General features: G+C 66.3%; 6 protein-coding genes and 1 pseudogene. 3 read left to right on the top strand and 4 right to left on the bottom strand.

Annotated elements, in window-relative coordinates; translation table 11 throughout:
• On the top strand, positions 1-1,467 hold a 1,467-nt coding region (locus KGM94_RS21585; RefSeq protein WP_300263910.1), incomplete at its 5' end, for an alginate export family protein.
• 28 nt (positions 1,468-1,495) lie between these two features.
• Positions 1,496-1,918, top strand: coding sequence for a hypothetical protein (locus KGM94_RS21580; protein WP_300263908.1), 423 nt, complete (start codon positions 1,496-1,498; stop codon positions 1,916-1,918).
• Between the two features lie 8 nt (positions 1,919-1,926).
• Here the strand turns inward: KGM94_RS21580 and KGM94_RS21575 are convergent, their stop codons facing one another.
• The gene (locus KGM94_RS21575; protein WP_300263906.1) at positions 1,927-3,195 is read right to left on the bottom strand and encodes a serine hydrolase domain-containing protein; all 1,269 of its coding nucleotides are present in this window, start codon (positions 3,193-3,195) and stop codon (positions 1,927-1,929) included.
• A 170-nt stretch (positions 3,196-3,365) separates the two neighbouring features.
• Here KGM94_RS21575 and KGM94_RS21570 point away from each other — a divergent pair, with 170 nt between their 5' ends.
• Positions 3,366-4,616, top strand: coding sequence for an acyl-CoA dehydrogenase family protein (locus KGM94_RS21570; protein ID WP_300263904.1), 1,251 nt, complete (start codon positions 3,366-3,368; stop codon positions 4,614-4,616).
• 36 nt (positions 4,617-4,652) lie between these two features.
• Here the strand turns inward: KGM94_RS21570 and KGM94_RS21565 are convergent.
• The 3 genes and pseudogenes from KGM94_RS21565 to KGM94_RS21555 all read right to left on the bottom strand — a co-directional run.
• Positions 4,653-4,778, bottom strand: a pseudogene (locus KGM94_RS21565) (oxidoreductase); the annotation flags it as partial.
• On the bottom strand, positions 4,739-5,680 hold the full coding sequence (locus tag KGM94_RS21560; RefSeq protein ID WP_300263902.1) for an SWIM zinc finger family protein: 942 nt from the start codon (positions 5,678-5,680) through the stop codon (positions 4,739-4,741). The gene KGM94_RS21560 and the pseudogene KGM94_RS21565, both read right to left, overlap by 40 nt.
• Positions 5,677-7,631 (bottom strand): DEAD/DEAH box helicase (locus KGM94_RS21555; protein ID WP_300263900.1); only part of this gene is annotated, 1,955 nt, incomplete at its 5' end. The genes KGM94_RS21555 and KGM94_RS21560, both read right to left, overlap by 4 nt.

Here is a 7,631-nt window from a genome sequence, read left to right as displayed (position 1 = left end):
GCGTTGTTCTGTCCAAGACCGATCGCCCGCGCGCTCGGCGCCGCTCTGATCGCCTCGGTGGCGCTCTGCGCCCTGCTTGCCGCGCCGGCCCGCGCGCAGGAGGACGAGGAGAGCAGCGAGTCCGCCGCTGTCGAGAGTACCCAGGCGAAACCTTTCCGTCTCTACCGCTGGCAGGAAGATTATTCCTATCTCGCCAACAAGCCGCAGCGCGACGCGTGGGAGCGGCTCAAATACATTCCCTTGCCGGGATTGCCGGGCGCCTGGCTTTCGCTGGGCGGCGAAGCGCGCTACCGGCTCGACGGCTACAGCCCCTATCTGTTCGGGCTTGGCAAGAGTGGATCGAGCTGGGCGTCGAACCAGGAACGGCTGTTTCTGGATTTCGACCTGCATGTCGGGCGGGCTTTCCGCGCCTTCGTCCAGGTCGACACCGCGCATGAAAACGGCCGCCCGGTGCAACGAGCCTACGACCAGAGCGCGCCCGACCTGCGCCAGGGGTTCGTGGACGTCGTGCTGCCGCTCGGTCCCGGAAACGCGATGCTGCGGGCCGGCCGCGAGGAGCTTTATCTCGGCGACTCCCGCTGGCTGGCGGTCCGCGACCCCACCAACATCCGGCGGTCGTTCGACGGTTTCCTCGCCGAATACAACGACCGGACGCTGAGCCTGCGCGCCTTCGCCGCGCACCCCGTCAACATCATGTCGGGGCTGTTCGACGACGATACGCTGAACAGCGAGTTCTTCCGCGGCGGCTACGCCGTGATTCGCAACGCCTTCGACCTGCCGGTGACGATCGACACCTACGTCTATGGAAGGCGGCAAGCGCGCGCGACCTATGCCCGGGGCACTGCGGCCGAGGATCGATGGAGCGGGGGCGCCCGGATCGCGTCCCAGCTACGGGGTTTCGAGTTGATCGGCGAGGCGACCTATCAATGGGGATGGTTCGGCACGGCAGCGATCTCCGCGCTCGGCGCGTTCGGGGATCTCGGCTACCGGTTCGCGCCGCACAGCCTTCTCGGCCGCCAGGTCACGCCCAAGCTGGGCGTGCGGACTCACTTCGCGTCGGGCGACGACGATCTGAAGAGCAACTCGTTTCACAACTTCACCGGCGCCTATCCCGCCGCGAGCGTGATCTCGGAAATGTCGCTGATCTCGGCCTCGAACGTGACCAACATCCAACCTTACGCCCAGCTGTTCGTGGCGCCCGGCCTGGTGCTCGGCGCAAACTGGAACGTCGTGCGCAAGGTCGCAGTCGCCGATTCCGTCTACGGTCCGATCGGGACGCTGATCACGGCCAAGGGATCGACCGCGCATGACGTCGCACAGATCGGTCAGGTCGACATGACCTGGCAGATCAACCGGTTTCTCCAGCTCCACGCGCTCTATGCCCACATCTATGCCGGCCGGTACATCCGCGATGCCGGAGGCCGCGATTTCGACTACTACCGGCTGCAGCTCATGGCGCGATGGTGAGTTGCCCCGCGATCAACGGGAGAGGCAGATGGGCAATCCTGCGAATGAACGCGACCTCGCCGCCGAGTTGCAGCGGCAGGCGGCGGCGGCCGGTCTCACCGTGCGCGCCGAGAGCGCCCATGACCTCGGCGGCGAGAGCGAGACCATCGCCGCGAAGTGGTGGCTCGGCGGCCGCAAGGTCACCTACCGCATGTCCTGCCGCCTCGACGAGCCCGACCGCACCGTGCATTTTCGCGAGGCCGTGGTCGAGACAAGTTGGGGCATCCCGCCGCCGACCATGACGGTGGAGACGACCACGGCGAGCGGCTGGAAGCGCGCCGGCGAACGGCACGACGTCTCGGTCGGTGGCGGCGGCGCGCTCGACTGCGCCAAGGTGCGCGACGCCATCGAAGCCGCAAGCACGGCCGCCGGCTGGACGTTTCGCCTCGAAGGCGGCCGCTGGCCCACCTGACGCGCCGATCAGGCCTGCCGCAGCGCGCGGCAGACCGCATGCTCGAACTGCCGATAGACCCTGAGCGCTTCATGGTCGGCAAAGGGCAGGATCTGCATCATGAGCACGCCTGCGACCCGCATCGTCGGGTCGATCCAGTAATAGGTGTTGAACAGGCCGGCCCAGGTCAGGCTGCCGGCGCGGCGTCCGTCCGCGACCGGATCGAGATTGATCATGTTGGCGAGCCCCCAGCGCAGATGGGTGCCCGGGAAGAAATCGACGTCGTTCGACAGCGCAGGGTTCGTCGTCCTGAGAATGCCGGCTTCCAGATTGCCGATCTGGTTTGCCGACATCAGCGCCACCGTCTCCGGCTCGAGGATGCGCGCGCCGCGCAGGCTGCCGCCGTTGAGCAAGGCCTGCAGCAGCGTCAAATAGTCCGGCGCGGTCGAATAAATGCCGCCGCCGCCCGAGAACACCTTGCGCCCGACCGGCTTCTCCGGCGGCTGCGCCACGAGCTTTCCGCTTGCGTCCCGCACATGCAGGCTCGCCTCACGGGCACGCTGCTTCGCGTCCAGCGTGAACACGGTGTCGTTCATGCCGAGCGGGCCCGTGATGTGATCGCGGAAATAGCGGTCGAGCCCCTTGCCGCTCGATATCTCCACCATCCGGCCGACGCGGTCGAGGCTGCCGCCATAGGCCCATCTGGCTCCGGGCTCGAACATCAGCGGCATCCGCGGCAGCGCCTTGTTGGCACGCGCGACCTTCATGTAACGTACGACCTTCGGGTCCCAGAGCAGATAGCTGAAGCCGGAGGTGTGCGACAGCAATTGGCGCAGCGTGACCGGGCGTCCGGCCGGGCGCAGTTGCGGAACGCCCTTGGCATCGAAGCCGGTCAGAACCTCGATCGAGGCGAGTTCCGGCTCGACATCGGCGGCGGGCTCGTCCAACCGCAGCCTGCCCTGCTCCACGAGTTGCAGCGCCGCGACCGAGGTCAGGAGCTTCACCATCGAAGCGATGCGGAAGATCGTGTCCGTGGACATCCGCGCCTCGCCCGCGCTGCTGCGCAGGCCGAACGCGCCCTCGTAGAGCACCGACTGCCCGTTTGCGGCCATGGCGACCACGCCGGGGATCGCTCCGGCGCCGACGCTCTTCTGCAGGGCGCCGTCGATGCTGCCGCCGCGCATCGGCTTCAGCGCCACCGCGGCCCGGCCCGGCACGGGGACGGCAGGGAGCAAACCTGCGGCCGCGAGCCCCATCGTCCGCAACAATGCGTCACGCCGGCTGAGCTGGCCCGTCATGAAGCTGTCCTGCAGGCTGACCCCGATCGATTTGCTTGCGGAGTGTAACCCCGGCCGGGCGGCGTTGAAAGCAGCGGGCGCCGGCGTGAACCCGGCCGGGCGCGATTTGCGCCAGATCAACGACGGGTTTCCCTGGCCTTCCCTAGGGTGCGGGGCCCAGGGGAGCGGAAATGAATTTCGACGACACGCCACAGGAAGCGGAGTTCCGTGCGGTCGTCCGCGACTGGATCGGCAAGAACGCGCCCGACGACCTCCTGGCGGAATTTTGCGAGGCGGAAGCGACCGGCGACCTCGTCGAGGGCTCGGCGCGGATGCTGCGCGCCTCCAAAATCTGGCAGAAGCGCAAGGCCGAGGCGGGCTGGGCGTGCTTGGCCTGGCCGGTCGAATTCGGCGGTCGCGGCGCAACCCCGATCGAGCGCGTGATCTTCGACCAGGAGGAAGGCGGCTATGGCCGGCTGTCCTGGCTGTTCCGCGTCGGCCACCACATCGCCGGCCCCACCCTGATCGCCTTCGCTTCAGACGCGCAGCGCCGGCAATTGTTGCCGGCGATCGCCTCCGGCGAGAAAGTGTGGTGCCAGCTCTTCTCCGAGCCCGCCGCGGGCTCCGACCTCGCCGGCCTGCGCACGCGCGCGGTGAAGGACGGCAACGCATGGGTCGTCAACGGCCAGAAGATCTGGACCACGGTCGGCCATATCGCGGACTACGGCATTCTGCTCGCCCGCTCCGATCCGGCGAGGCCGAAGCACAAGGGCCTCACCATGTTCTTCATCGACATGAAGAGCAGAGGCGTCGAGGTCAGGCCGATCAAGGATGCGAGCCACACTTACGAATTCAACGAGGTGTTCTTCACCGACGTGCGCATCCCCGACGCGCAGCGCCTCGGCGAGGTCAATGACGGCTGGAACGTCTCGATGACGACGCTGATGAACGAGCGGCTCTCGATCGGCGCCCGCCTGATGACCGGCGTGCCCGAGCTCGTGGACTTCGCCATGGCGACCGAGTTGCCGGACGGCGGCCTCGCCATCGACGACAAGATGGTGCGCTCGAAGCTCGCGACCTGGGCGACACGCGCGAGCGGCCTCAAATACACCGTCTACCGGGCGATCTCCGCGCTGTCGCGCGGCGAGCGGCCGGGACCGGAGAACTCGATCGGCAAGATCGTCGCAGCATCCATGTCTCAGGAGATCGCCGCCTTCGCGCTATCGCTGCAGGGGCCGATGGGCGTCGTCACGAACGGCGAGAGCGGCCCGGCGAGCAGTCGCTTCTCGCACATGCTGTTCGAAGCCGCGGGCAAGCGCGTCGCCGGCGGCACCGACGAGATCATGCGCAACATCATCGCCGAGCGCGTGCTGGGGCTGCCCGGCGACATCCGCGTCGACCGCGACGTTCCGTTCGAGAAGATTCCGGCCAGGGGGCGGTGACGGCGCAGGGAGGGTTGAGCGCGAGACCGCCCGGCTTCAGAACGGATTGGTGACGATCCCGCCATCGACGCGGAGCGCGGCGCCGTTGGTGGCACTCGATGCCTTCGAGCAGACGCAGCAGATCAGGTTCGCGACCTCTTCGGGCCTCGCGTAGAGGATCCGCGTCGTGCGCGTTCCGTGGCGGTGCCGGCAGAGGTTGCCTTGCGCCCGGACTTCTTCCGAACCGCAGGGAGCGGTTTGCTCTTCTTCGCCGCCGATGCGCTTGTCGCGACGGGCACCGTGCTCCCTCTCGATGTCCGCGATCCCCGGTGCCGCTTCGGCGCGCGGGATGCGTGGGCATCGAAAGTCGCGGACTCGGCCATCTCCAGCCCGAACAGCGCTGCAACATCGCTGTCATCGAGCAGCTTGGCCGTGCCGGGCACGGCTTTGGTTCGCACGAGGTCTTGTCCGGCACCGGCGAGCAACTCGTTCTCGTCCACGCCACGCAGAACGAAAAGAAGTGCTGGCTTTTCGTCGAGTCTGGCACCAACGCCATAGAGCGCCGCAGCAACGTGCTTGCACATGCCTGCCCAGTCCGGGCAGCTGCATGACAGCTTGATTTCTTCGGGCGACGGAAAAAGGCCGTCGCCCTCGCGGCAGACCCGGTCCATGATTCCCTTGGCCAAACGCCCCTGCAGCAATTCGATCACGGTATCGATCGCGCCCGTGCAATCCCGACAGATGGCCCTCCAGCGCGCCGCCGTGACGGGGGTGATCGCGATCTTGATCTTGTAGAGCGAAGAACCCGCGACCATCGCTGCGACCTCACCCTTCGCAATCTTCAGGTCGAGGACGGAACCGTTGCGGACATAGGTTCGGCCCCGCGGCAGCCGGTTCGCATAGTCGCTGTAGCGTTCGAGGTTGACGCACCACGACTTGCCCCAGAAGGTCTTGGCAATCGTGCGGCCCTCGATCGTCACCGGGGCAACGGATTGCCCCCGTTTCCGAAGCTTGGCCAGTTCGCGTTCCGCCTGTCGCCGTTTCACCGCCACCGGGACGTAAGGCGGCCAATCGTAGTAGCTCATCCGCGCGCTTCCCTTGTCGCTGCGTCCAGATCGAGGGCCACGAGTTTCAGCAGCTCCTCGTCCTTCATCTCGGTCAACGCGACGTCGGATGCGGAGCCGAGGAGATCCCCGGCAAGTTGCTTCTTCGATTCGATCAACTTATCGATCTTGTCCTCCACGGTGCCCCGGCAAATGAATTTATGCACAAGGACGTTCTTCGTCTGCCCGATTCGGAAAGCCCGGTCGGTCGCCTGATTTTCGACGGCCGGATTCCACCACCTGTCGAAATGAACGACATGCGAGGCGGCGGTAAGATTGAGCCCTGCGCCGCCCGCCTTGAGGGAGAGCACGAAGAACGGGACATTCTCGTCGTCCTGGAACCGGCGCACGAGGTCCTTGCGCTTCTTGACCTCGGTTTCGCCATGCAGGACGAGACCGGCCCGCCCGAAGATGGAGCCCAGGAATGCCGCCAGCGGCGCCGTCGTCTCCTTGAACTGGGTGAAGACCAACACCTTCTCCTGCCGGTCGGCCATGACCTCCGCGATGTCACGCAGCCGCTCGAATTTTCCGCTGTCCCGCTCCGCCCATGCTCCGTCGCCGAGCCATTGCGACGGATGGTTGCAGATCTGTTTCAACCGCATCAGAAGGGCGAGCACCAGGCCTTTTCGCTGCACCCCCTCGACGTCCTCGAGCCGCCGTGCCAGCTCTTCCACCGCTTGCTGGTAGAGCGCCGCCTGCTTGCGGCTCAGGGAACAAAAGGCATTCACCTCGGTCTTGTCGGGCAGATCGGCAATGACGCTCTTGTCGGTCTTCAGGCGTCGCAGAATATAGGGCCGCACCAGATCGCGGAGCGGTCCGTAGGGATTGTGCGGCCGATCGGCGAGGCCTTTGACGAAGGACGAAAACTGCTTCGACGATCCCAACAATCCGGGATTGATGAAGTCGAAGATCGACCAGAGGTCGCCGAGGTGATTCTCGATGGGCGTGCCGGTCAACGCAATGCGGGTATCGGCCCGGAGCTGCTTGACCGTCTTGGTCTGCTTGGCGGCCGGATTCTTGATGGCTTGCGCCTCGTCGAGCACGACCAATCGCCACGGCACGGCCGTCAGCCAAGGCGAGCGTGCCAGGAACCCGTAGCTGGTGATCACCAGGTCCGTGTCAGCCAGCATGCCTGCATCCGGATCGCCGGCCTCGTTCGCGTGCAATTGCTCGGTTGGCGCAGCCGACGGGTGGGCCACGCGCGCCTTGAGGTCTGGCGCAAATCGGGCAATTTCCGCAACCCAATTGGCGAGCAGGGAAGCCGGAGCCACCAGGAGACATGGCCGTGGCCTGTCTTTGGTCTCACGCTTCAGCACGAGCAGAAGCGACAGGACCTGAATGGTCTTGCCGAGGCCCATGTCGTCAGCGAGACAGGCGCCAAGCCTGAGCTGCATGAGCAGGTAGAGCCATTGCACACCCGCCAGCTGATACGGCCGCAATGAGCCGTGAAGGGATTTGCCCGGATCGATCCGAGCAAGCCCCTCGGGGCGGCGCAAGGCCGCCAATGTCTCCGCCAGCCACGGACCCGCTACGGTCTGGCTCCAGTCGACATCCGCGTGTCCGCCGGAGTCCTTCCCGGCAATCTCGGCGCCAGCCAGCATGCGCATTGCCTCGCCGAACGACAGGCCCTCGCTGGCGGCACGCCGTTCGGCCGCTTCGAATTCATCGAGCGTCCGGCGCAGACGCTCGTGGTCAACCTCGACCCATTTGCCGCGTACCAGGACCAGGCCGTCGGACTGCGCGAGCAGCCGCTTGATTTCGGCCGCCGACAGCTTTTCACCATCGAGCGTCACCTCCATCCGGAAGTCGAGCAACGCATCCATCCCCATCTGAGATGGCGCGCGCCCCCCGATCGTCGCCTTGACTTGCGCACGCGCGGGGCGGTTCAGACGCCAACTCGCCGGCATCCGCACCGCGACCCCTGCGCTTTCGA

It is taken from the genome of Bradyrhizobium sp., assembly GCF_028868675.1.
Classification (GTDB): Bacteria; Pseudomonadota; Alphaproteobacteria; order Rhizobiales; family Xanthobacteraceae; genus Bradyrhizobium.
The sequence above is the reverse complement of the archived record's forward strand: the minus strand, read 5'-3'. Positions and strand labels throughout refer to the sequence as shown.

Excerpts from the sequence above, each read along its gene's own strand:
- KGM94_RS21580 (WP_300263908.1), top strand. The coding sequence starts at position 1,496 with ATGGGCAATCCTGCGAATGAACGCGACCTCGCCGCCGAGTTGCAGCGG.
- KGM94_RS21560 (WP_300263902.1), bottom strand. The coding sequence starts at position 5,680 with ATGAGCTACTACGATTGGCCGCCTTACGTCCCGGTGGCGGTGAAACGG.
- KGM94_RS21570 (WP_300263904.1), top strand. The coding sequence starts at position 3,366 with ATGAATTTCGACGACACGCCACAGGAAGCGGAGTTCCGTGCGGTCGTC.
- KGM94_RS21575 (WP_300263906.1), bottom strand. The coding sequence starts at position 3,195 with ATGACGGGCCAGCTCAGCCGGCGTGACGCATTGTTGCGGACGATGGGG.